Source organism: Streptomyces asoensis (assembly GCF_013085465.1).
Taxonomy (GTDB): domain Bacteria; phylum Actinomycetota; class Actinomycetes; order Streptomycetales; family Streptomycetaceae; genus Streptomyces; species Streptomyces cacaoi_A.
In genome coordinates, this window is record NZ_CP049838.1 from 4,994,015 (window position 1) to 5,016,603 (window position 22,589).

A 22,589-nucleotide genomic window follows, 5' to 3' on the forward strand; every position below is an offset into this window, starting at 1 on the left:
CTCGGCATCCGCCATGACAACGACCGTTCGGGAAAGGGCGACTTGACCACCACCCCGCCCGCCGGGCCCCCTTACCGCATAGAGACGCTCGCGCATCTCACCGGCACCACCGTCCGCACCATCCGCGCCTACCAGGACCGTGGTCTGCTCCCCCGCCCCGTGCGTCAGGGGCGGGCCAACCACTACTCCGACGCCCATCGCACCCGCCTCCACCAGATCGCCGACCTCCTCGACCGCGGCTACACCCTCGCCTCCATCAGGGAGCTTCTGGACGCCCACGACGCCGGCCGTGGCCTGGGCGGTGTCCTGGGGCTGGTCGCCGAGGTCGACGGTCCGTGGACCGACGAGGAGCCCTCCCGCGTCTCCCGCACCGATCTGACCGCCCGCTTCGGCGGCACCGCCGACGACGGGGCGATCGCCGACGCCGTGGCGCTCGGCGTGCTGGAGCCCGTCCCCGGCGACGAGGACGTTTTCCTCGTGCCCAGTCCCCAAGAGCTGTCGGTGGCCGTGGAGTTGCACGCGGCCGGGGTTCCCATGGCCGCGATCACCGCCCATCTGCGGGAGTTGAGGAGTCAGGTCGAGCAGATCGCCGCCCGTTTCCTGGAGTTCACCACCGAGCATGTCTTCGCGCGCTACCTCGACGGACCGCACCGCCCGACCGACGCCGACGCGGCCGAGGCGGCCTCGCTCGTCCGACGGCTGCGCCCGCTCGCCCGGCAGACCGTGGACGCCGAACTGGCCCGGGCCATGCGCCTGTTCGCCGGTCATCACCTGCGTCGGCACCTCGGTGCGGGCGATCCCCCGCCACCTCCGTCGGGGACGCGGCCGGTCCCGATTCCGGTGGAGACAATGCGGGCCGTGGAGACGCTGGTTGGCGCGGAGCATGCCGCGGTCTTTCTCGCGCTCGCGGCCGAACGGGAGGTGCGCGCCCGGGCCTTGGACCACCTTGCCTCAAGTCATGGGGCGTCAGATGATCTTGGTGAAGGGGGCTGACGAGACGGCCAGTTGTCCACAGAAACGCCAACTTGCCTGTGGATAACTACAGTTGGTTGTGGACCAAACCTCCACTCCAAAACAGAGTGCGTGATCTGCGTCTCTCACGTCATGCTGAGCGGATGAACGAAATGGACAGGGACGAGAGACGCACCGTGAAGGTGTCGAAGTACCTCTCGAAACACCTGCGGCACCAGCCCGAGCGGATCGGCCTCACGCTCGACGAGGCCGGCTGGGTGGAGATCGACGAGCTGATCGCGGCCTGCGCCGCGCACGGCTTCCGCTTCACCCGGGACGAGCTGGACCATGTCGTCGCCGCCAACGACAAGAAGCGCTTCGCGATCGACGGCACCCGGATCCGCGCCAGTCAGGGCCACAGCGTCGAGGTCGACCTCGGGCTGCCCCCGGCGACCCCGCCGTCGTACCTCTACCACGGGACCGTGGCCCCCTCCCTGGACGCGATCCGCGCCGAGGGGCTGCGGCCCATGAACCGGCACGACGTGCACCTGTCGGCCGACCGGGAGACCGCGACCCGGGTCGGAGCGCGCCGGGGCCGCCCCGTGGTCCTCGCCGTCGACGCGGAAGCCATGCACCGTGACGGCCATGTCTTCCACGTCAGTGCGAACGGGGTGTGGCTGACAAAGGCCGTACCCCCGCGATACCTGCGCTTTCCGGAGCGGCACTGAGGCGTGTCTTCGGCTGCCGCGCCACGTTCCCATTCGGCATGATCACAGGTATGGACCACCTCCCCACCACTGAGGCTGCCGTCACCGCCCTCCGGTCGATCGCCGCCCAGTACGCGCTCGAGATCGAGGTCACCCACGACATCGGCGCCGATCAGACCTCCCGCCGCACCTCCGCCGGCGTCGGCGTCACCACCGACCAGGACGGCTCGCTGCCGCACGAGGCCTACGTCGAGCTCGGCGGCCGCCCTTGCGTGAGCGTCCGGCTCTACCCCGACGACGACGCCCTGATCACCGTCGACGGAGTGGAGTGCCCCGATGTCGACCGCGATGATGTCCCCGCCTTTCTCCGCTCTCTCTACGACGGCCACGCCTGGGTGAAGATCCGGCGCTTCCCGCCCGCTCAATTTCTGATGGTGCCGCTGCCGCACGACCGCGTGCACAAGGAATTCATCCTGGTCGGGCTCAGTCCGTGGCTGGGCGGACGCGCACGGTGACTGTTTCACGTGAAACACGCTCGTCCGCATACGCTCGATGACATGAGTCTGCGTCTGAGCACCGTGATCCTCCCGTACCTGCGTTGGCACGAGGGAGGCCGTTCCACCTGGACACGGGCCGAGCAGCTCGGCTTCCACACCGCGTACACCTACGACCACCTGTCCTGGCGCACCTTCCGCGACGGCCCGTGGTTCGGCGCGATCCCGACGCTGACCGCCGCCGCGGCCGTCACCGACCGCCTGCGTCTGGGCACGCTGGTGACCTCGCCGAACTTCCGGCACCCGGTGACCCTCGCCAAGGAACTGATCTCCCTGGACGATGTCTCCGCCGGCCGGGTGACCCTGGGGATCGGCGCGGGCGGCACCGGCTTCGACGCCACCGCCCTCGGCCAGGAACCGTGGACCCCGCGCGAGCGGGCCGACCGCCTCGCCGAGTTCGTACCGCTGCTGGACCGGTTGCTCACCGAGGACTCCGTGTCGTACGAGGGCGACCACTACTCGGCGCACGAGGCGCGCAACATCCCCGGCTGCGTCCAGCGCCCCCGGCTGCCCTTCGCGGTCGCCGCGACCGGCCCCCGCGGGCTGCGGCTCGCCGCGCGGTACGGACAGGCCTGGGTGACCACGGGCGACCCCAAGCTCTACGAGAACGGCACCCCCGAGCAGTCGGTTCAGGCCATTCGCGGTCAGGTGGAGAAGCTCACCGACGCCTGTGCCGAGATCGGGCGGGACACGAAGGAGCTGGACAAGATCCTGCTCACCGGGTTCACCCCGGACCGCGGGCGCCCGCTGGAGTCCCTGGACGCCTTCGTCGACTTCGCGGGCCGGCACCGGGAGCTCGGCTTCACGGAGATCGTGGTCCACTGGCCCATCGCCGACTCCGTCTTCGCCGCGGACGAGAAGGTCTTCGAGCAGATCGCCATGGAGGCCCCGGCGCAACTGCGCTGACCTCGGCATCAGGTCATCCGCGCCCCGGCGGTGCCTCATGTGTGCGGGCTCGCGCCCGACCGTGCAGGCATATGCGCGAGAATGGCCCGGTGACCTCAGCGACCAGACAGCCCGAGACCCCGGCCGCCGCCCTCCCGCCCCGGCTGATCGCCACCGATCTCGACGGCACCCTGCTGCGCGACGACAAGTCGGTGTCCCCGCGCACGGTCGCCGCCCTCGCCGCCGCCGAGGAGGCGGGCATCGAGGTCTTCTTCGTCACCGGCCGCCCGGCCCGCTGGATGGACGTCGTCAGCGAGCACGTCCACGGGCACGGTCTGGCGATCTGCGGCAACGGCGCCGCCGTGGTCGATCTGCACGGCGGCCCCGGCGCCCACCGGTTCGTGAAGGTGCGCGAGCTGGCGCGGGAGAACGCGCTGGACGCCGTACGGCTGCTGCGGGAGGCGGCGCCCGGCACCATGTACGCCATCGAGCAGACGTACGGCTTCTACCAGGAGCCGGAGTATCCCAAGATGCACATGGAGATACCCGACACCCTCGCCCCGGCCGAGCGACTGCTTGCGCCGGACGCGCCCGGGGCCGGCGAGCCGGTGCTGAAGATCCTCGCGTTCCACCCCACGATCGACCCCGACGCCTTCCTCACCATCGCCCGGCTGGCCATCGGTGACTGCGCCAACGTCACCCGCTCCAGCCCCAGCGCCCTGCTGGAGATCAGCGGCCCCGAAGTCTCCAAGGCCAGCACGCTCGCCCTGTGCTGCGCGGAACGCGGCATCTCCCACGAGGAGGTCGTCGCGTTCGGCGACATGCCGAACGACGTCGAGATGCTCACCTGGGCCGGCCGGTCGTACGCGATGGGCAACGCGCACCCGGACGTGCTCGCGGCGGCCTCCGGACAGACCGTCGCCAACAACGAGGACGGCGTCGCCGTCGTCATCGAGCAGCTGATCTCCGAGCGGAAGTAGCCCTCCCCTGGGGACGTCAGCCCTGATCCCGCTCCACCGGCAGCCACAGTTCGGCGTCGGCCTCGGTCCCGTCCGGTGACAGCCGGGTGCGCAGGATCTCCGGGCCGGGGCGGCTGCGGTACGGGTTGGACGGGAACCACTGCGTGAACACGTCCCGCCACAGCTCCTGGATGGCCTGCGGGGCCGGCCCGGAGGTGGCGAAGACGGCCCAGGCGCCGGCCGGTACGGCCAGGGCGGTCGTGCCCCTGGAGGCGTCCGCGGACGTGATCACCCCTTGGTAGTAGTCGAGTTCGGTGCCCTCGGCCCGGCTCGGATCCAGGTCGTCGCAGACCGCGACGATGCCCTGAGGTTCCTGGTCCGACAGCTTCTCCAGGCGCTCCAGAACCTGCGGGTCGATCCCGCGGACGAAGTCGATGATCGCCTGGTTCGGCCCCGTGTGCACCAAGGGCACCCGGGCCTTGAGGCCGACGACGGTGAAGGCCGGCCGGTCCACCATGCGATAGCGCATGCTGCTGCTCCCTTCGACGGTGAGGCGGAAGGCCAGCCGGGGCTGGGAGACGAGCGCGGCGCCGGTACGGCGGGCCTCGCCCGGCCCGACGCCGTGCACGGCACGGAACGCCCGCGCGAACGCCTCACCCGAGCCGTAGCCGTAGCGCACCGCGATCTCCAGCAGTGAGTCCCCTCCGGCGAGCACCTCGGCGCCCGCGACGGTCAGCCGCCTGCGCCGGATGTACTCCGACAGCGGCATGCCGGCGAGCGCGGAGAACATCCGGCGCAGGTGGTACTCCGAGGTGGCCGCGCCGTGCGCCAGCGCCGCCACGTCGATCGGCTCGTCGAGGTGGCCCTCGATGTATTCCATGGCCTGGTTGAGCCGCTCCAGCACTCCGGTCTCCTTCCGCTGTTGCGCTCCCCACGCTAGGTGGCGGACATCCGGCCGGACCCGACATCCTGTGCCCGATCAGGTCGGGTGCGCGGGAAGAGCCTCAGCCGACGGGCGCTCCGCGTGCCGCCAGCCAGGGCACCGGGTCGAGCGCCGATCCCGCGTCCGGCGTGACCCTCACCTCGAAGTGCAGGTGCGGGCCGGTCGAGTTGCCCGATGTGCCCGACTGCCCGATCCACTGCCCGGTGGTCACCCTGTCGCCCTGGTCGACGGTGACGGCGGCGAGGTGGGCGTACTGCGTGTAGTAGCCGTCGGAATGCCGCACCACGACCTCGATCCCGAAGGCGCCCCCGCACGAAACCCGCACCACGCGGCCTGCACCGACCGCCCGTACCGGCGTCCCGATCGGCACCGCGAAGTCCTGCCCGGTGTGCCGGTTCGCCCAGCGCGTGCCACCGCTGCCGAAGGCCGCGGACAGGGCGTACGTCTCGACCGGTGTGACCCAGTCGCCCACGAAGTGCGTCGGCGGTCGGTCCAGGCGCACGGCGCCGCGGCAGGAACCCGCCGCCACCGACGCGTCCGCCCGGCCCTGCAACTGCCATCGTGCCTGCTCGAGCTTGTCGTCGATGTCCTTCTTCAGCCGCGCGAGTTCCAGGGCGCGCCGCTCCACCGCCTGCCAGGCCGCGACGGCCTTCGCCTCGTCGGCGGCCAGCCGTGCCTCCGCCCTCCGGTTCTTGTCGATCGCGTTGTCGACGGCGAGGTTCGCCTGCGAGAAGACGTGCTGGCCGCGCATCAGCTTGTCGGTGCTGCCCGCCAGAACCAGCTGCGCGACGACCGGCAGACCGCCACCGCCGCGGTACTGGGCGCGGGCGATACGGCCCAGGTCCTCGCGCAGCACGGTGATCTCCCGCCGCTCACGGGTGAGGAGTTCCTCCACGCGCCGGGCCTTCCCCTGCTGCTTCTCCGCCTCGCGCCGCCCCGCCTCGTACCGCTGCGTCGCCACCGCCGCGTCCTCGTACAGCCGCGCCACCTGCGCACTGATCCGGGAGTCCGAGCCGTCGCCGGTCTCCCCCTCGGCGGTCGTGGGCCGGGTCGCGAGCAACCCGGACAGGCACAGCAGAACCGGAACGAGCAGGACACGACGGCGAGGTGAGCGCATGTCAGCGATCGTGCCCCGGCTACCGGGCCCCGGTCCTGTTCAAGTCGTACGCCCGGGGGACGTCCCGCCCCTGATGGCTCAGTACGACGCCTGCCACACCACCCTCGCACCGGCGCCGTCCACCCCGATGCCCGGGCCGTGCGCGCTGTCGCCGCCGAGCGGCACGGCCACCGTGTTGATCTCGCGCAGCACACGCGTGCACAGCCCTGTCACGGAAAGTCGGGCCGGATCCGGCGGTTATCGCACGGCCACCAACAGCTCCGTGGCCTCCTCCCGTTCGGCCATCCTCCGCAACGGACCCTCCACGGCCGCCAGCGCCGCGTAGGAACCCCGCTGCACCACCCGTCCCTCGCCCAGCACGACCACCTCGTCGACCGCCTCGAGGCCGGCGAGCCGGTGGGTGATGAGCAGGGTCGTACGGCCCTCGGTGGCGGCCAGCAGGTCCTGGGTGAGCGCGTCGGCGGTCGGCAGGTCCAGATGCTCGGCCGGCTCGTCGAGCACCAGGACGGGGAAGTCGGCGAGCAACGCCCGGGCCAGCGCGAGCCGCTGCCGCTGGCCGCCGGACAACCGGGCACCGTGTTCGCCCACGAGCGTGTCGAGCCCGTCGGGCAGACCGTCGGCCCACTCCAGCAGCCGGGCTCGCGCCAGCGCGTCCCGCAGCTCCTCCTCGCCCGCCCCCTTCTTCGCGAGCAGGAGGTTCTCGCGGACCGAGCTGTCGAAGAGGTGCGCGTCCTGCGCGCACAGCCCGACCAGCCGGCGTACGTCGTCGCCGTCCAGGGCGTGCGCGTCCACCCCGCCGAGCGTGTACGAGCCCGCGCCGGCGTCCAGGAACCGCAGCAGCACCTGCGCGAGCGTGGTCTTCCCGGAGCCGGAGGGCCCGACGACGGCGATCCGGCGTCCCTGCGTCAGGGTGAGATCGACCCCGGCAAGTGCGTCCCGCCCCTGCCCGGCGTGCCGGGCGGCCAGCCCCTTGAGGGCCAGCGGGAAGGGCGATGCGGGCGCCTGACGGGGCCGCTCCGGCTCGCGCACGGGCTCGGGGGAGTCCAGGACCTCGTACACCCGCTCGGCGCTCCTGCGCACCCGTTGGCGGTACTGCACGGCCAGGGGAAGCCCCAGGACGGCTTCGAAGGCGGCCAGCGGGGTGAGGACGACCACGGCCATGGTCACGCCGCTCAGCCGTCCGTCGGCGACCGCCTGGGCGCCCACCAGGGCGGCGGCCGTGACGGTCAGCCCGGAGACGAGCGCGGTCAGCCCGTCGCCGAGGGCGGTGGCGGTCGCCGCGCGCGAGGCGATCCTGGTGAGCACCGAGTCGGCCGCGCGCACCCCCGCGGTGCGGACGGGCAACGCGCCCGCGACGGTCAACTCGGCGGTGCCGGTGAGCAGGTCGGCCGTGCGGGTGGCGAGCACCCCTCGGGCGGGGGCGAGCCGACGCTCGGCCCGGCGCGCCACGGCACCGGTGACCAGGGGAACGCCGACCCCGGCCGTCAGCAGCCCGGCGGCGAGCACCGCCCCGGCCGCGGGCAGCAGCCACGCCGTGAAGGCGACGGCCCCGGCAGAGACGACGACGGCGGACCCGGCGGGCAGCAGCCAGCGCAGCCAGTAGTCCTGGAGGGCGTCCACATCGGCGACCAGCCGCGTCAGCAGATCGCCCCGCCGGGTCGAGTGCAGGCCCGCGGGCGCCAGCCGCTCCAGCCGACGCCAGACGGCGACCCGGGTGTCGGCCAGCATCCGGAGCACGGCGTCGTGCGACACGAGCCGCTCCGCGTACCGGAACACCGCCCGCCCGATGCCGAAGGTGCGGGTCGCCGTCACAGCCACCATCAGGTACAGCACCGGTGGCTGCTGCGAGGCCCGCGAGATGAGCCATCCGGAGGTGGCCATGAGGCCCACGGCACTGCCGAGGGCGAGGCTGCCGAGCAGCAGCGCGAGGGCGAGCCGGCCGCGTCGGGCGCCGGCCATGGCGCGGACCCGGGCGAGGACGCCACCGCCGCTCACGGCGAGCCCCGTCCCGGGCTCACCGCTGACGGGCAGGGTGGCCGCCTCATCCGGCGGTGCGGGAGCGGCGCCCTTGGGAGCGGCCTCCACGGGCACGGGTGTCTCGGCCTCGGCCAACCGCACCACACGGTCCGCCACCGCCAGCAGCGCCGGCCGGTGCACGACCAGCAGGACCGTCCGACCGGCCGCGAGGCGCCGCACGGCCGCCACCACCTCCGCCTCGGTCTCCCCGTCGAGCGCGGCCGTCGGCTCGTCCAGCAGCAGCACGGGCCGGTCCGCGAGGAACGCCCTGGCCAGCGCCAGCCGCTGCCGCTGCCCGGCGGACAGCCCGGCCCCGTCCTCGCCGAGCACCGTGTCGGCCCCTGCGGGCAGCGCCTCGACGAACTCCAGCGCCCCCGCGTCCGCCAGCGCCCGGCGAACGGCCGCGTCGTCGGCGTCGGGACGCGCCAGCCGTACGTTCTCCTCGATCGTCCCGGCATAGAGGTGCGGGCGCTGCGGCACCCACGCGATCCGAGAGCGCCACTGCTCCAGGTCGGCCGCCGCGAGGTCGACTCCCCCGGCCAGCACCCGGCCCTCGGCCGGCCGCACGAACCCCAGCAGCGCGTTCAGCAGGGTCGACTTGCCCGCACCGCTCGGTCCGACCAGCGCGACCGTCTCACCGGGTTCGACGGTGAACGACACGTCCGTGACAGCGTCGGCGGAGCGCCCGGGGTAGCGGACGGTCACGCCCTCGAACGCCACCCCTCCCTCGGCCACCGCGACCGTGCCCGACGCCGGTGCCGGTGTCTCCAGTACCTCGAAGATCTCCTCGGCGGCAGCCAGCCCCTCGGCGGCCGCGTGGTACTGCGCCCCGACCTGGCGCAGCGGGAGATACGCCTCCGGCGCCAGCACGAGGATCACCAGGCCGATGTACAGGTCCATCTCGCCGTGCACGAGCCGCATGCCGATCGTCACGGCCACCAGGGCCACCGAGAGCGTCGACAGCAACTCCAGCGCGAACGACGAGATGAAGGCGATCCGCAGCGTCCGCATGGTCGCCTGCCGGTACTCGCCGGTGATGCGCCGGATCGACTCGGCCTGCGCCTTGGCCCGCCCGAACACCTTGAGCGTGGGCAGCCCGGCGACAACGTCCAGGAAGTGCCCGGACAGCCGGGACAGCAGCCGCCACTGACGGTCCATCCGCGACTGCGTGGCCCAGCCGATCAGCACCATGAAGACCGGGATCAGGGGCAGGGTGCCGACGATGATCGCGGCGGACACCCAGTCCTCGGTCACAATCCGCGCGAGCACCGCGACCGGTACGACCACCGCCAGTCCCAGCTGCGGCAGATAGCGCGAGAAGTAGTCGTCGAGGGCGTCCACGCCCCGCGTGGCGAGGGCGACCAGCGAACCGGTACGCCGGCCACTGAGCCAGTTCGGCCCCAACGCGGTGGCCCGCTCCAGCAACCGCCCCCGCAGCTCCGACTTCACGGCGGCACTCGCGCGGTGCGCGGCGAGTTCGGTGAGCCAGGCCACCAGCGCCCGGCCGACCGCCACAGCCACCAACAGCAGCAGAGGAGTGCGCAGTTCGGTGATGGACAGGCCGTGCTGGAAGGCCCCCACCACGGCCTCGGCGATGAGCATCGCCTGCGCGATGACCAGGGCCGCTCCGACGGCACCCAGGCCGACGACCGCCACCAGGAAGAGGCGGGTGGCGCGGGCGTACCGGAGGAGACGCGGGTCGATCGGTTTCACGTGAAACACCCTCTTCTCAAAGAGCGTGTTCCACGTGAAACACGCTCTCTCCCCATGGGGTGTGTTTCACGTGAAACACACCCCATATCGGACTCAGTGCGCGGCCTCGGCGATGTGCTGCGTACCGATCCGCTTGCGGAACACCCAGTACGTCCAGCCCTGGTAGAGCAGCACGATCGGTGTGGCGATACCGGCACACCAGGTCATGATCTTCAGGGTGTACGGGCTCGACGAGGCGTTGGTCACCGTGAGGCTCCAGTTCTCGTTGAGCGTGGACGGCATGACGTTCGGAAAGAGCGTCAGGAAGAGCATCGCCACGGCGGCCACGATGGTGACGCCGGAGAGCGCGAACGACCAGCCCTCGCGTCCCGCCTGGTTCGCCACGAGCGCCGCGACCAGGGCACCGACCGCCACGACCAGGGCGACCAGACTCTTGCCGTCACCACTGTCGATCTGCGTCCACAGCAGGAAGATCGAAGCGAACACGGCGGTCGCGAGCCCCACCTTCAGCGCCAGCTTCCGTGCCCGTTCCCGGATCTCGCCGACGGTCTTGAGGGCCGTGAACACCGCACCGTGGAAGGTGAACAGCGTCAGGGTCACCAGACCGCCGAGCAGCGCGTGCGGGTTGAGCAGGTCCCAGACATTGCCCACGTACTCGAAGTCCTGGTCGATCTTGACACCCCCCACGAGGTTGCCGAAGGCGACGCCCCACAGGAAGGCGGGAAGGAGCGAGGTCCAGAAGATCGCGGTCTCCCAGTTGCGCTGCCAGTTCTCCTCGGGCCGCTTCGCCCGGTACTCGAAGGCGACGCCCCGCACGATCAGACAGACCAGGATGAGCAGCAGGGGCAGGTAGAAGCCGGAGAAGAGCGTGGCGTACCACTCGGGGAAGGCGGCGAAGGTCGCGCCGCCCGCCGTGAGCAGCCACACCTCGTTGCCGTCCCAGACGGGCCCGATGGTGTTGATGAGCACCCGCCGCTCGGGCCGGTCGCGGGCGAGCAGTTTGGTGAGGATGCCGACCCCGAAGTCGAAGCCCTCCAGGAAGAAGTAGCCGGTCCACAGGACGGCGATCAGGACGAACCAGACGTCGTGCAGTTCCATGACTGTGCAGCTCCCTCGGCCTAGTAGGAGAAGGCCATCGGCTTGTCGGCGTCCCGGGAGTCGCCGCCGATCTTCGTGGGCGGGTTGAGGTCGGCCTCGGTGAGCTCGGGCGGGCCGGCCTTCACGTACTTCACCAGCAGCTTGACCTCGATGACGGCGAGGATCGCGTAGAGCGCCGTGAAGACGATCATCGACGTGAGGACCTCGCCCTGGGAGACCCCGGGGGAGACCGCGTCACGGGTCTGGAGGACGCCGTAGACGACCCAGGGCTGGCGGCCCATCTCGGTGAAGATCCAGCCCCAGGAGTTGGCGATCAGCGGGAAGCCCAGGGTCCAGATCGCCGCCAGCCAGTAGAGCTTGGTGAGCTTGGGGCTGAGCGCCTTGTTCCTGAACAGCACCACATGCGGCACCTCGTCCTCGCCGACCCTCAGGTGCTGCGGCAGCAGGAACTTCTTGCGGGTGAGCCAGAGTCCTGCCAGGCCGATCGCGAAGGACGACATGCCGAAGCCGATCATCCAGCGGAAGCCCCAGTAGGCGACCGGGATGTTGGGCCGGTAGTCGCCGGGACCGTACTTCTCCTGTTCGGCCTTGTTCACGTCGTTGATGCCGGGGACGTACGAGCTGAAGTCGTCGTTCGCGAGGAAGGACAGCAGGCCCGGGATCTCTATCGCGACCTTGTTGTGCCCCTTCTCGACGTCGCCGTAGGCGAAGACCGAGAACGGCGCGGGCGCCTCGCCGTCCCACAGGGCCTCGGCGGCGGCCATCTTCATCGGCTGCTGCTTGAACATGACCTTGCCGAGGACGTCACCGCTGACGGCGGTGAGCAGACCGGCGATGACCACGGTGACCAGGCCCAGCCGCAGCGAGGTCTTCATCACCGGGATGTGCTTCTTGCGGTACAGATGGAAGGCGGCGATGCCGACCATGAAGGCGCCACCGGTGAGGAAGGCCGCGGACATGGTGTGGAAGACCTGGCTGAGCGCGGTGTTCTGGGTCAGCACGGCCCAGAAGTCGGTGAGCTCGGCCCGTCCCTTCTCCTTGTTGATCCGGTAGCCGACGGGGTGCTGCATCCACGAGTTGGCCGCGAGGATGAAGTACGCCGACAGGATCGTGCCGATCGAGACCATCCAGATGCAGGCCAGGTGGATCTTCTTCGGCAGCTTGTCCCAGCCGAAGATCCACAGGCCGATGAAGGTGGACTCGAAGAAGAAGGCGATCAGGGCCTCGAAGGCGAGCGGGGCTCCGAAGACGTCTCCGACGAAGCGCGAGTAGTCGGACCAGTTCATGCCGAACTGGAACTCCTGCACGATGCCGGTGACGACACCCATAGCGATGTTGATCAAGAAGAGCTTGCCCCAGAACTTCGTCGCCCTGAGGTACTTCTCGTTCTCCGTGCGCACCCAGGCGGTCTCCAGCCCGGCGGTGAGTGCCGCGAGGGAGATCGTCAGGGGGACGAAGAGGAAGTGGTAGACGGTGGTGATGCCGAACTGCCAGCGCGCCAGTGTCTCCGGCGCCAAAGCCAGGTCCACGTCGTCACTCCTTACCTCACGCTCGTGGATCACGCTTGTGAAAGCGTTCACATTCACAAGCTAGTATGCCGCACCCATTTTCGATAGACGAAGGGGGGTCCCCGCCTACCCGCGGAAACCCCCCTGTGACCCCTGCTGACCAGCCGAAACCGGTGCAGGCGACTCGCTAGAGATCCTTGCGGAACCCTTCCGCCACCTTCAGGAAGATGTCGTTCGCCTCGTTCTCCCCGACCGTCACCCGCACACCCTCGCCCGGGAACGGCCGCACCACGACGCCGGCCTGCTCACACGCGGCCGCGAAGGGGACCGTGAGCTCGCCGAGCCGCAGCCACACGAAGTTGGCCTGGGTCTCGGGCACCGTCCAGCCCTGCGCGCGCAGCCCCTCGACCACCCGGAGGCGCTCGCACACCAGGGAACCGACCCGGCCGAGCAACGCGTCCTCGGCACGCAGCGAGGCGATCGCGGCCTCCTGCGCGAGCTGGCTCACGCCGAACGGCACCGCCGTCTTGCGCAGCGCCTCCGCCACCGGCTCGTGGGCGATGGCAAAGCCGACGCGCAGGCCGGCAAGGCCGTAGGCCTTGGAGAAGGTCCGCAGGACACAGACATTGGGCCGCTTCCGGTACAGCTCCACGCCGTCCGGCACCTCGGGGTCGCGGATGAACTCCCGGTACGCCTCGTCGAGCACGACCAGCACGTCACGCGGCACCCGGTCGAGGAACCGTTCCAGCTCGGCCCGCTTCACGACGGTGCCCGTGGGGTTGTTGGGGTTGCAGACGAAGATCAGCCGGGTCCGCTCGGTGATCGCGTCGGCCATAGCGTCCAGGTCGTGCACATCCCCCGGCGTCAGCGGCACCTGCACGGCCTTCGCGCCGCTGATCTGCGTGATGATCGGGTAGGCCTCGAAGGACCGCCAGGCGTAGATCACCTCGTCGCCGGGGCCCGAGGTGGCCTGCACGAGCTGCTGGGCGACGCCGACCGAGCCGGTGCCGGTGGCCAGGTGGGAAGCGGGGACGCCGAACCGCTCGGACAGCTCGTTGATCAGAAGCGTGCAGGCCAGGTCCGGGTAACGGTTGAAGGAGGCGGCCGCCGCCGTCACCGACTCCATCACGCCCGGCAGCGGCGGATAGGGGTTCTCGTTGGAGGACAGCTTGTAGGCCACGGGACCGCCGCCCGCGGCCGGCTTGCCCGGCTTGTAGGTGGGGATCCCCTCCAGCTCGGCGCGCAGCTTGGGGCTCGTCTCGCTCACCGCAGTCCTCCTCGTGACCACCACCGGCTTCAATACTGCTCACCTTATGAGGATTCGGCGCGGGTGCGTACAGCTGAGCAGGGACCGACGCCTGAAACGGAGGGACCTCTGCGACTTCTGAGGACGAAGCCGCACGAAGGCGTACGCGCGAGGGGGCGCGCTGCACATATATCTACGCGCCGGTAGTGCACTCCGTGGCGCGCATCCCTCGTACAGGTGAGTTGAGACCTCTTCGAAACATCGGTGCGTTGGCAGGCTCATCCGTGCCGACACGTCACGTCTTGGCATTGACTGAGTCAACTACCTTTCTTTCCAAGGCACTTGACCCCGTTTAGCCTTGCAGAAACGTGCCTGTCAATGCGTGCATATGCGTCCGCCCTACCCCACCGAATGAGCCCTACTATCGGCTCGCCATGACAGCAGCAGGGAAGCACCAGGTGAGCCGCGCGGAAACCTCACGCCGAGGCAGCCGGCCGGGCCGGGCGGGCATCAGGGACGTGGCCGCCGCCGCCGGAGTCTCCATCACGACCGTCTCCGACGCCCTCAACGGCAAGGGCAGGCTCCCGGATGCCACCCGACGCCATGTCCGCGAGGTCGCCGACCGACTTGGCTACCGCCCTTCGGCGGCGGCCCGAACCCTCCGTACCGGCAAGTCGGGCCTCATCGGCCTGACCGTGACGACCTACGGGGATGAACCTTTCACCTTCACCGAGTTCGCGTACTTCGCCGAGATGGCGCGCGCCGCCACCTCGGCCGCGCTCGCCCGCGGCTACGCGCTCGTCATCCTCCCCGCGACCTCGCGCCACGACGTCTGGTCCAACGTCGCCCTGGACGGCACGGTCGTCATCGACCCGTCCGACCAGGATCCGGTGGTCAGCGAGCTGGTCCGGCAGGGTTTACCGGTCGTCTCCGACGGCCGCCCGGCCGGCTCGCTCCCGGTCACCGCATGGGTGGACAACGACCACGAGGCCGCCGTCCTCGACATCCTCGACCACCTGGCCGACGCCGGCGCCCGCCGCATCGGCCTCCTCACCGGCACCACGACGGACACGTACACACACCTGTCGACCAGCGCGTACCTGCGGTGGTGCGAACGGGTCGGTCAGGACCCGGTCTACGAGGCCTATCCCGCGCACGACCCGTGCGCGGGCGCCGTGGCCGCCGATCGGCTGCTGGCCCGCCCCGACCGCCCCGACGCCGTCTACGGCCTGTTCGACCCCAACGGCACCGACCTGCTCGCCGCAGCCCGCCGCTATGGGCTACGGGTCCCCGAGGACCTGCTGATCGTCTGTTGCAGCGAGTCCACGGTGTACGCCAACACCGAGCCGCCCGTCACGACCCTCTCGTTGAAGCCGCGCCGCATCGGCACGGCGGTGGTGCAACTCCTCATCGACGCGATCGAGGGCGAGGAAACGGATCGCCCGGTCGAGCAGGTGATACCGACCGAACTGTTCGTACGCACCTCTTCGCAGCGACGCCCCCCTCGGACCACGGTCAGCCCACCCCGGGCCCCGGAGGGGAAGTAGCCCGCCGCCGCTCCCCACGACCGACGCCATGGCGCGGGTCGTGGGGAGCGGCGGCTTGTTCGAGAAGCGGTCGGCGGGGGGAGGTCCGTTCGCGGCGGCTCGGGCGGCCGTACCGGGCAGTCCGAGGCGACTCGGGAAGGTCCGGGGTGGTCCCGGGGTGATTCAGGGGCAGCGGTGCGAGCGGTCCGGGCGGTGCGAGCGGTCCGCGTCAACGAAAGTTGGCAGGAGGCACGTACGGGCGGTTTCCGGTGGTGCTGGAGACATCAGACGTCGCTTCGGCCACAGCCGCCTCATCGACCGCGCTCCGGCCGCCGAAATCGCCCTCGCCCGGCCGATGCCGTCCTCCGGTCCGTCCGACGGAGCAGCCCGCGGGGGTGGGGTGCGGGTGCGGGCAAGGTGCGCGCCGCGTGAGTCCGGACTGCCGAAGCCCTGCCCAATCGGGGCGAAAGCCGCGATGAACTGGAGCCTTGCTCCGATTCACCACCCCTGGGTCATCACACGGCGCGATCCGCATTCCTATGATGGACGCACGGCACCGCGGGCCGCTGCGACCAGGCAGCCCGAAGGGTGCAGATGCGGCGCGATGGTGGAGGGGTCTGATGACTCAGGGGGCCGGTCAGGGACCCGAGGTGGAGCGGACGGCGACGTTGCGCGACTTCCGGGTGCCCGCTTACGTCCACGAGACCGGTCCGTACGACCCCGGCACAGACCCGGGCAATGCCGCGCCGCCTCTCGAAGAGCCGCTGGAGCACCCGGACGGCTACACGCCCACCCAGCGCGACCTGCCCGTCATCAGCCGGCGCGGCGACACCCTCCAGGTGGCCGTCGACCCGGTGGCCGTCCAGGCCCCGCTGCCGGCGACCGGCCCGGGACCGCTGTTCGTCGTCGGTGACGTCCACGGCTACCTCGACGAACTGGTGGCCGCACTTCAGGAGAAGGGCCTGGTCGACTCCGCCGGCAACTGGTGCGCGGGCACGGCCCGGCTGTGGTTCCTCGGTGACTTCACCGACCGCGGCCCGGACGGCATCGGCGTCATCGACCTCGTCATGCGGCTGTCCGCCGAGGCCGCCGCGGCCGGCGGGTACTGCAAGGCCCTCATGGGCAACCACGAACTGCTGCTGCTCGGCGCCAAGCGCTTCGGCGACACGCCCGTCAACTCCGGTGCGGGCACCGCCACCTTCCAGGCGGCCTGGCTGCTCAACGGCGGCCAGAAGTACGACATGGACCGTCTCCAGGACCACCACCTCCAGTGGATGGCTCGCCTCGACGCGGTCGAGGAGGTCGACGGCCACCTGCTCGTGCACTCCGACACCACCGCCTACCTCGACTACGGCGACTCGATCGAGGCGGTCAACGACACCGTCCGCGAGACGATCACGCGCAACGACGCGGACGAGGTGTGGGACCTGTTCCGCAAGTTCACCAAGCGCTTCTCCTTCCGCGACGAGGGCGGCGCCGACGCCGTACGCTCCCTGCTCGATACGTACGGCGGCACCCGGATCGTTCACGGCCACAGCCCGATTCCCTACCTGCTGGGCGAAGTCGGCTCCGAGGACGGCGAGGACAACGGCGGTCCGCACGTCGAGGGACCGCACGTCTACGCGGACGGGCTGGCCATCGCGATGGACGGCGGCGTGACGATGGCCGGAAAACTGCTGGTCCAGCAACTGCCCCTGGAAATCTGAACGTTCCCGGGGCAGTTCCCGGGGCAGAAGTACCCCACTGTGGACCCGTCTGCGACATCGCAGGCCAGGGGCCAATTTCGGCAAACCCCCTGTCACCCCATGCCGTCACCGCTCTACCATCGGGTTATCCGTAGCAGGCTCCCCTCCGTTTCTGCCCGACGGCTCGTTGGCATGCGAGCCCCAAGCCCTACGGAGCATCGGGGGATGCAGATGAACAGCGTTCCGCAGCACCTGAACAGCGAGGACCGCCAGGAGTACGAGCGGATCCTCGACGAGGCGCTGCGCTCCGCCCCACACCACCCGGAACTGGCCGCGGTCGGACAGCGGCTCAACCCCGAACAACTGCGCACCATGGCGCTCAACGCCTCCGCACTCATCACGGTGGCCGCGGCGGCCGAGTACCAGCACTACGTGAAGGTCCGCGAGGAGCTGCGCCACCCCGCGCCGTCCACCCCGTCGTCCACGTCCGAGACCGGCTCCGCGGAGCCGGGCGCGGCCGCGATGGGGCTCGCCACCACCATGGGGGAGGCGGCCCAGGCCGCCGAAGCCGCCGGGGCGGGCGCCGTCGCCGCCGTCCTCACCCCCGTACTCGCCGGGACAGCCGCGATGATCTTCCTGCTCGTCGGCTACCTCCTCAGGGCGGTCGACCCCGAGCAGGCGTTCGCCCGGACCATGGTCACCGCCGGCTGGACATTCGGGGCCGTGGCCGTGGCCGCGATCCTCGTCGCCACCGTCGCGTTGCTGCTCACCGCCCTGCGCAACCGGCCCTCCCTGGAGGCCGGACCGTACGGCGAACTGAGCGAGGAGGTCGACCAGGCCAGGGAAGCCTGGCGAGAAGCCCTGCTGGAACGCGGCATCCTGCCGTTCCTCCGGGAGGCCCTCGCCGACCCCGGCACGGCCGCCGCCCTGCACACCGACCCGGTCCCACCGGCCCCCACCGGCCGCCTCCCGAAGATCGGCTACGACCGCCCGGGCTTCAGCAGCCCGGACGACGGCCGCTCGACCGGCCCGCGCCCGAGCTTCAGCAGTCCGGACTACAGCAGCCCGGACTTCGGCGGCCCGGAGCACCAGCCGGAATAGGCACTCGGCTTGCGCCCCCGCCGACCCCGCCGAGGGGAGCGCAAGCCGTACGCCGGGCACCGGACGGCTCTGGTGGAGCGTCGCCCCATGGATCAGTGCTGCCCTGGGGATCGGTGGTGCCCTGCGGTCATCCGGTCATCCGGTCATCCGTCAGAGGATGCCCGCCCGGCCGGCCGCGGTGATCCAGCTGGGGAACTCGGACAGCAGCCGGTCGTATAGCTCCTGGTCCGGGAGGGTGCTGATGTCGTCCACGGAGAAGAACCCCACGTTGTCGACGCGGCGTCCGGGCAGTGTGTCGAACCGCTCCAGGACCCCGTAGTTGGACCGGCCGAGCCCCACGAACTGCCAGAAGATCGGCTCCTCGACCGCCGCCCGCAGCTCCCGTTCGATCGCCGCGTCGCGGTAGACCCCTCCGTCGGAGAAGAACAGCACCAAGGTCGGGGCGGCCGCCGGATTCTCCCGGACATACGATCTGACCTGGGCAATCGCCTTCTGTTCCTCGTTCTGGATGCCGACCGAGCGCATGTCGACCTGCCCCGGCTCCATCCCCTTGCGAGGCTTCTTGCCGCGCCGGAACAGACTGATCTCCCCCACCCGCACATGCAGCCGCAGCCACTCGGGGAGCTCGCCCAACCGCAGGTCGGGAAGGCGGGCGGCATCGCTGGCGAAGGTCCAGGCCTGCATCTCGCCGTCGTCGTCGAGTTCTGCCGCCACCGCCGCCATGCGCTCCACGACGTCCGCCACCACACCCCGTGAGTACAGGAACGCCATGGACCCGGAGGCATCGAGGACGAGCACGACCCGCGCGCTGATCCCCTCCGCCCCCCGCTTGCTCAGACTGACGGCGACCTGCTCCTTGCGCAGTGACAGCCGCTTACGCATGTCGACGGGAAGCCGCTCCTCCCCCTTGGTCAGACGGGGGCCGGACGCTGGGGTGGTTGTCGGTGGGGTGGTTGTCGATGGGGTGAGCGCGGGTGGAGTGATGGGCCGTGGGGTGACCACTGGGCGGTTCGGTGGGGTGGCCGCCTGCTTCGGCTCCTCGTCGACCGTGATCCCGAAGTCCGTGGCCACCCCCGCGAGCCCGGAGGCGTACCCCTGTCCGACCGCCCGGAACTTCCAGCGCCCCTCGCGCAGGTACAGCTCACCGGCGAGGAACGCCGTCTCCGTGTCGGCCTGCATCTCGAAGCGGGCCACTTCGGAGCGCCCGTCCCCGCCGAGCAGCCTCAGCGTCAGGCCGGTCACCTGCCCGAAGGTGCCGCCGTCGGCCGACGCGCACAGCACCACCCGGGTGATGGCGCCCTCCAGCGAGCGCAGGTCCACCTGGACGGTGTCGGTCATGACACCGGCTTCGCTCCGTTTGCCGACGTGCCGCACGGCGCCGGACGCGTGCAGCGGCTGGTTGTAGAAGACGAAGTCCCCGTCGTCACGCACCCGTCCGTCCTGCGCCAGCAGCAGCGCCGAGGCATCGATGTCCGGCCCACCGGCCCTCTCGGCCCAGCTGAGTTCGACCCGTACGTCCGGTGCGTCGACCGGCAGATTGGCACCCTTGCTCAGGGATCGCGCTGTCATGGAGGCAAGTCTGCCGAGCCGACGCCCTGGGGCAACCGAACGAGCGCGATGCTTTCCTCCTGGGCGACCGCGAAGAGCGTGCCGTCGGGACGCAGCGCCGCGACCGGTGTCGGTATGACCGGCGCCGTCGACTTCACCCACTCCAAGGTTCCTCTCTCCCCCCGATCGCAACAACGTCGTCTCTCCCCATCACTGACGCCGCTCATGGCGCTGTCCCCAGGCGTCGGACCCCAAGGGACAGCGCCGATCCGAGTACGTCAGTCAGCCAGCGGCAGGTACACCCGGTTCCCGCTCGCCGCGAATTCCTTCGACTTCTCCAGCATGCCCTCGGCGATCTCCTCCGCCGAGGCCCCGTCGGCCGCCCCGGCGCCGAACCGCTCGTTGATGCTCTGGCTGATCTTCATCGAGCAGAACTTCGGCCCGCACATCGAGCAGAAGTGCGCCGTCTTCGCCGGCTCCGCCGGGAGTGTCTCGTCGTGGAACTCCCGCGCGGTGTCCGGATCGAGGGCAAGGTTGAACTGGTCTTCCCAGCGGAACTCGAAGCGGGCGTCGGACAGCGCGTCGTCCCATTCCTGCGCACCGGGGTGTCCCTTGGCGAGGTCGGCTGCGTGGGCGGCGATCTTGTAGGTGATGACGCCGGTCTTGACGTCGTCACGGTTGGGCAGGCCCAGATGTTCCTTGGGCGTGACGTAGCAGAGCATGGCCGTGCCCCACCAGGCGATCATCGCGGCACCGATGCCGGAGGTGATGTGGTCGTACGCCGGCGCGACGTCCGTCGTCAGCGGGCCGAGCGTATAGAACGGAGCTTCATCACAGATCTCCTGCTGAAGGTCGATGTTCTCCTTGATCTTGTGCATCGGGACATGGCCCGGGCCTTCGATCATCGTCTGAACATGGAAACGCTTCGCGATCCGGTTGAGTTCCCCGAGTGTCCTCAACTCCGCGAACTGCGCCGCGTCGTTGGCGTCCGCGATGGAACCCGGCCGCAAGCCGTCGCCCAGCGAGTACGTGACGTCGTAGGCGGCGAGGATCTCGCAGAGTTCCTCGAAGTTCTCGTAGAGGAACGACTCCTTGTGGTGCGCGAGGCACCAGGCCGCCATGATCGAACCGCCACGGGACACGATGCCGGTCTTGCGGTTGGCGGTGAGCGGGACGTACGCGAGGCGGACACCGGCGTGGACCGTCATGTAGTCCACGCCCTGCTCGGCCTGCTCGATGACGGTGTCCTTGTAGATCTCCCAGGTGAGTTCCTCGGCGCGGCCGTCGACCTTCTCCAGCGCCTGGTACAGCGGCACCGTGCCGATGGGGACGGGGGAGTTGCGCAGTACCCACTCGCGGGTGGTGTGGATGTTGCGGCCGGTCGACAGGTCCATGACCGTATCGGCGCCCCAACGGGTCGCCCAGGTCATCTTCTCGACCTCCTCCTCGATGGAGGACGTCACCGCCGAGTTGCCGATGTTGGCGTTGACCTTCACCAGGAACCGCTTGCCGATGATCATCGGCTCGATCTCCGGATGGTTGACGTTGGCCGGCAACACGGCGCGGCCCGCCGCGATCTCCTCGCGAACCACCTCGGGAGAAACGTTCTCCCGGATGGCCACGAACTCCATCTCGGGTGTGATCTCCCCCCGGCGCGCATACGCGAGCTGGGTGACCGCCTCACCGTCCCGGCCGCGGCGCGGCAGGCGCGGCCGGCCCGGGAAGACCGCGTCGAGGTTGCGCAGACCGCCGCGCGGTGAGGTGTGCTTGATGCCGTCGTCCTCGGGGCGGACGGGACGGCCCGCGTACTCCTCGGTGTCGCCCCGGGCGATGATCCAGTTCTCGCGCAACGGCGACAGGCCCCTGCGGACATCGGTCTCGACGAGTGGATCGGTGTACGGGCCGGAGGTGTCGTACAGGGTGACCGACTGCCCGTTGGTGAGATGCACCTGACGAACCGGCACCTGTAGATCGGGGCGAGCGCCCTCGACGTACCCCTTGTGCCAGCCGATGGACTTCCCGGCCTCCGAGTCGTTCACGTCGACCGTGCTTTCGCCGGTCGCGTTCTGCGTGAAGGCAGGCGTGCGTGCGTCCTTGTTGGTCATGAGACCTACTCCCTACGCCGGCATTACCCGGTAACAGGTTCGGCGGTCGACGCAGCGGCTACCGCCTGCCGACGTTTCATGTGAAACATCACTCGATTCGAGAGACGTTCCACGTGAAACATCGCGAAGACGGAGGTCAGCGCCCTCTCAGCCCGGTGCTCCGAGCTCCCGCGTGTGCAAAGGTTGTCTCCACGCTAGCGTCAATTCTGGCGCGGTGAACAGGGGGCCCGTGTCGTTCTTGCGATGATCGGTCGGTGACCACGACACACCAGCCCCCGTACCCGCCGCCCGAGCCGCCCCGCCGACCGGACGTCGGCAGCGGCCCCGGCAATGGCCCAGGCAGCGGTTCTGGCAATGGTTCTGGCAGCGGTTCTGGCAGCGCCCCCAGAGGCGACCGCGATTTCAGCAACGGTCACGATGACCCGAGCAGCCCCGACCACGGGCCGGGATACGCCGGCGGACTTGGCGGGCTGAGACGCGCCGGGACCCCCGGCGGTCAAGGCCCCGGCTCCGTCGAAGGCTCCGGGTCAGGGCCGGGGACGCGGTCGGTGCCGCGGTCGGGCACGCGGCCGGAGTCGGGGCCGGGGAACGGCCGGGGTTATGGAAACGGCCCAGGGCCCGGGACCGGCCGGGGTTACCAGAGCGGGCAGGGATTCGGGAGCGGGCAAGGGTCCGAGAACGACCAGGGATACGGGAACAGCCAGGGCTACGGGGACGGCCAGGGCTACGGGGACGGCCGAGGGTACGGGGACGGCCGAGGGTACGGGGACGGACCCGCGCCCAGGCAGGAGTACGGGCCTGACCATGGTTCCGGCCCTCGTCCCGGCCCGGGGCATCGTCCTGAACGTGGTCCTGGCGCTGGTGCCGGCTCTCATCCCGGCTCTGGTGACGGGTATGGCTTTGACCACGAACACGGTCATGGGCAGA

17 protein-coding genes are annotated in these 22,589 nt (G+C 70.3%); 8 read left to right on the forward strand and 9 right to left on the reverse strand.

The window, feature by feature from the left end:
• Positions 1 to 42 precede the first annotated feature (42 nt).
• The 5 genes from G9272_RS22320 (at position 43) to G9272_RS22340 (ending at position 4,077) form a co-directional block, all read left to right on the forward strand.
• On the forward strand, positions 43 to 993 hold the full coding sequence (locus tag G9272_RS22320) for a MerR family transcriptional regulator (RefSeq protein WP_171398215.1): 951 nt from the start codon (positions 43 to 45) through the stop codon (positions 991 to 993).
• A gap of 122 nt (positions 994 to 1,115) precedes the next feature.
• Complete coding sequence (locus tag G9272_RS22325; protein WP_171398216.1) at positions 1,116 to 1,679, forward strand: RNA 2'-phosphotransferase; 564 nt, start codon at positions 1,116 to 1,118, stop codon at positions 1,677 to 1,679.
• A gap of 50 nt (positions 1,680 to 1,729) precedes the next feature.
• Positions 1,730 to 2,173: a hypothetical protein gene (locus G9272_RS22330; protein WP_171398217.1), complete on the forward strand. Its 444-nt coding sequence runs from the start codon at positions 1,730 to 1,732 to the stop codon at positions 2,171 to 2,173.
• Between the two features lie 42 nt (positions 2,174 to 2,215).
• The gene (locus tag G9272_RS22335; protein ID WP_171398218.1) at positions 2,216 to 3,118 is read left to right on the forward strand and encodes an LLM class flavin-dependent oxidoreductase; all 903 of its coding nucleotides are present in this window, start codon (positions 2,216 to 2,218) and stop codon (positions 3,116 to 3,118) included.
• 71 nt (positions 3,119 to 3,189) lie between these two features.
• Entirely contained in the window at positions 3,190 to 4,077 is an 888-nt protein-coding gene (locus tag G9272_RS22340; protein ID WP_171398219.1) for an HAD family hydrolase, read from the forward strand.
• 16 nt (positions 4,078 to 4,093) lie between these two features.
• Here the strand turns inward: G9272_RS22340 and G9272_RS22345 are convergent, their stop codons facing one another.
• The 7 genes from G9272_RS22345 to hisC all read right to left on the reverse strand — a co-directional run bounded on the left by G9272_RS22345 (position 4,094) and on the right by hisC (position 13,718).
• Positions 4,094 to 4,960: an AraC family transcriptional regulator gene (locus G9272_RS22345; protein ID WP_171398220.1), complete on the reverse strand. Its 867-nt coding sequence runs from the start codon at positions 4,958 to 4,960 to the stop codon at positions 4,094 to 4,096.
• A gap of 100 nt (positions 4,961 to 5,060) precedes the next feature.
• Entirely contained in the window at positions 5,061 to 6,116 is a 1,056-nt protein-coding gene (locus G9272_RS22350) for a M23 family metallopeptidase (protein ID WP_171398221.1), read from the reverse strand.
• Positions 6,117 to 6,194: 78 nt separating this feature from the next.
• Positions 6,195 to 6,329 (reverse strand): hypothetical protein, encoded by a 135-nt coding sequence (locus tag G9272_RS45960; RefSeq protein ID WP_301272144.1) that lies wholly within the window; start codon positions 6,327 to 6,329, stop codon positions 6,195 to 6,197.
• Positions 6,330 to 6,353: 24 nt separating this feature from the next.
• Positions 6,354 to 9,845 (reverse strand): thiol reductant ABC exporter subunit CydD, encoded by a 3,492-nt coding sequence (gene cydD / locus G9272_RS22355; RefSeq protein ID WP_171398222.1) that lies wholly within the window; start codon positions 9,843 to 9,845, stop codon positions 6,354 to 6,356.
• A gap of 93 nt (positions 9,846 to 9,938) precedes the next feature.
• Positions 9,939 to 10,943 carry a cytochrome d ubiquinol oxidase subunit II gene (gene cydB, locus G9272_RS22360; RefSeq protein ID WP_171398223.1) on the reverse strand — a complete coding sequence of 335 codons (1,005 nt, stop codon included), beginning with the start codon at positions 10,941 to 10,943 and terminating at the stop codon, positions 9,939 to 9,941.
• A 20-nt stretch (positions 10,944 to 10,963) separates the two neighbouring features.
• Positions 10,964 to 12,472 carry a cytochrome ubiquinol oxidase subunit I gene (locus G9272_RS22365; protein ID WP_171398224.1) on the reverse strand — a complete coding sequence of 503 codons (1,509 nt, stop codon included), beginning with the start codon at positions 12,470 to 12,472 and terminating at the stop codon, positions 10,964 to 10,966.
• A 166-nt stretch (positions 12,473 to 12,638) separates the two neighbouring features.
• Positions 12,639 to 13,718 carry a histidinol-phosphate transaminase gene (gene hisC / locus G9272_RS22370; protein ID WP_171398225.1) on the reverse strand — a complete coding sequence of 360 codons (1,080 nt, stop codon included), beginning with the start codon at positions 13,716 to 13,718 and terminating at the stop codon, positions 12,639 to 12,641.
• Between the two features lie 413 nt (positions 13,719 to 14,131).
• On the opposite strand from hisC, the gene G9272_RS22375 reads away from it, so the two are divergent.
• From G9272_RS22375 to G9272_RS22385, 3 genes are all read left to right on the forward strand, one after another.
• The gene (locus G9272_RS22375; RefSeq protein WP_171398226.1) at positions 14,132 to 15,244 is read left to right on the forward strand and encodes a LacI family DNA-binding transcriptional regulator; all 1,113 of its coding nucleotides are present in this window, start codon (positions 14,132 to 14,134) and stop codon (positions 15,242 to 15,244) included.
• Between the two features lie 599 nt (positions 15,245 to 15,843).
• Positions 15,844 to 16,929, forward strand: a complete 1,086-nt coding sequence (locus tag G9272_RS22380; RefSeq protein ID WP_171398227.1) for a metallophosphoesterase — start codon at positions 15,844 to 15,846, stop codon at positions 16,927 to 16,929.
• A gap of 204 nt (positions 16,930 to 17,133) precedes the next feature.
• Positions 17,134 to 18,009, forward strand: a complete 876-nt coding sequence (locus G9272_RS22385; RefSeq protein WP_171398228.1) for a hypothetical protein — start codon at positions 17,134 to 17,136, stop codon at positions 18,007 to 18,009.
• A gap of 150 nt (positions 18,010 to 18,159) precedes the next feature.
• Here G9272_RS22385 and G9272_RS22390 read toward each other — a convergent pair whose 3' ends face one another.
• Together G9272_RS22390 and thiC are read right to left on the reverse strand one after the other, a co-directional pair.
• Entirely contained in the window at positions 18,160 to 19,578 is a 1,419-nt protein-coding gene (locus G9272_RS22390) for a VWA domain-containing protein (RefSeq protein ID WP_171398229.1), read from the reverse strand.
• Between the two features lie 257 nt (positions 19,579 to 19,835).
• The gene (gene thiC, locus G9272_RS22395; protein WP_253267896.1) at positions 19,836 to 21,662 is read right to left on the reverse strand and encodes a phosphomethylpyrimidine synthase ThiC; all 1,827 of its coding nucleotides are present in this window, start codon (positions 21,660 to 21,662) and stop codon (positions 19,836 to 19,838) included.
• Between the last annotated feature and the right edge of the window lie 927 nt (positions 21,663 to 22,589).

Excerpts from the sequence above, each read along its gene's own strand:
- G9272_RS22380 (WP_171398227.1), top strand. The coding sequence starts at position 15,844 with ATGACTCAGGGGGCCGGTCAGGGACCCGAGGTGGAGCGGACGGCGACG.
- G9272_RS22350 (WP_171398221.1), bottom strand. The coding sequence starts at position 6,116 with ATGCGCTCACCTCGCCGTCGTGTCCTGCTCGTTCCGGTTCTGCTGTGC.
- cydB (WP_171398223.1), bottom strand. The coding sequence starts at position 10,943 with ATGGAACTGCACGACGTCTGGTTCGTCCTGATCGCCGTCCTGTGGACC.
- G9272_RS22375 (WP_171398226.1), top strand. The coding sequence starts at position 14,132 with ATGACAGCAGCAGGGAAGCACCAGGTGAGCCGCGCGGAAACCTCACGC.
- G9272_RS22335 (WP_171398218.1), top strand. The coding sequence starts at position 2,216 with ATGAGTCTGCGTCTGAGCACCGTGATCCTCCCGTACCTGCGTTGGCAC.
- thiC (WP_253267896.1), bottom strand. The coding sequence starts at position 21,662 with ATGACCAACAAGGACGCACGCACGCCTGCCTTCACGCAGAACGCGACC.
- G9272_RS22385 (WP_171398228.1), top strand. The coding sequence starts at position 17,134 with ATGCAGATGAACAGCGTTCCGCAGCACCTGAACAGCGAGGACCGCCAG.
- G9272_RS22325 (WP_171398216.1), top strand. The coding sequence starts at position 1,116 with ATGAACGAAATGGACAGGGACGAGAGACGCACCGTGAAGGTGTCGAAG.
- G9272_RS22390 (WP_171398229.1), bottom strand. The coding sequence starts at position 19,578 with ATGACAGCGCGATCCCTGAGCAAGGGTGCCAATCTGCCGGTCGACGCA.
- G9272_RS22340 (WP_171398219.1), top strand. The coding sequence starts at position 3,190 with ATGCGCGAGAATGGCCCGGTGACCTCAGCGACCAGACAGCCCGAGACC.
- G9272_RS22330 (WP_171398217.1), top strand. The coding sequence starts at position 1,730 with ATGGACCACCTCCCCACCACTGAGGCTGCCGTCACCGCCCTCCGGTCG.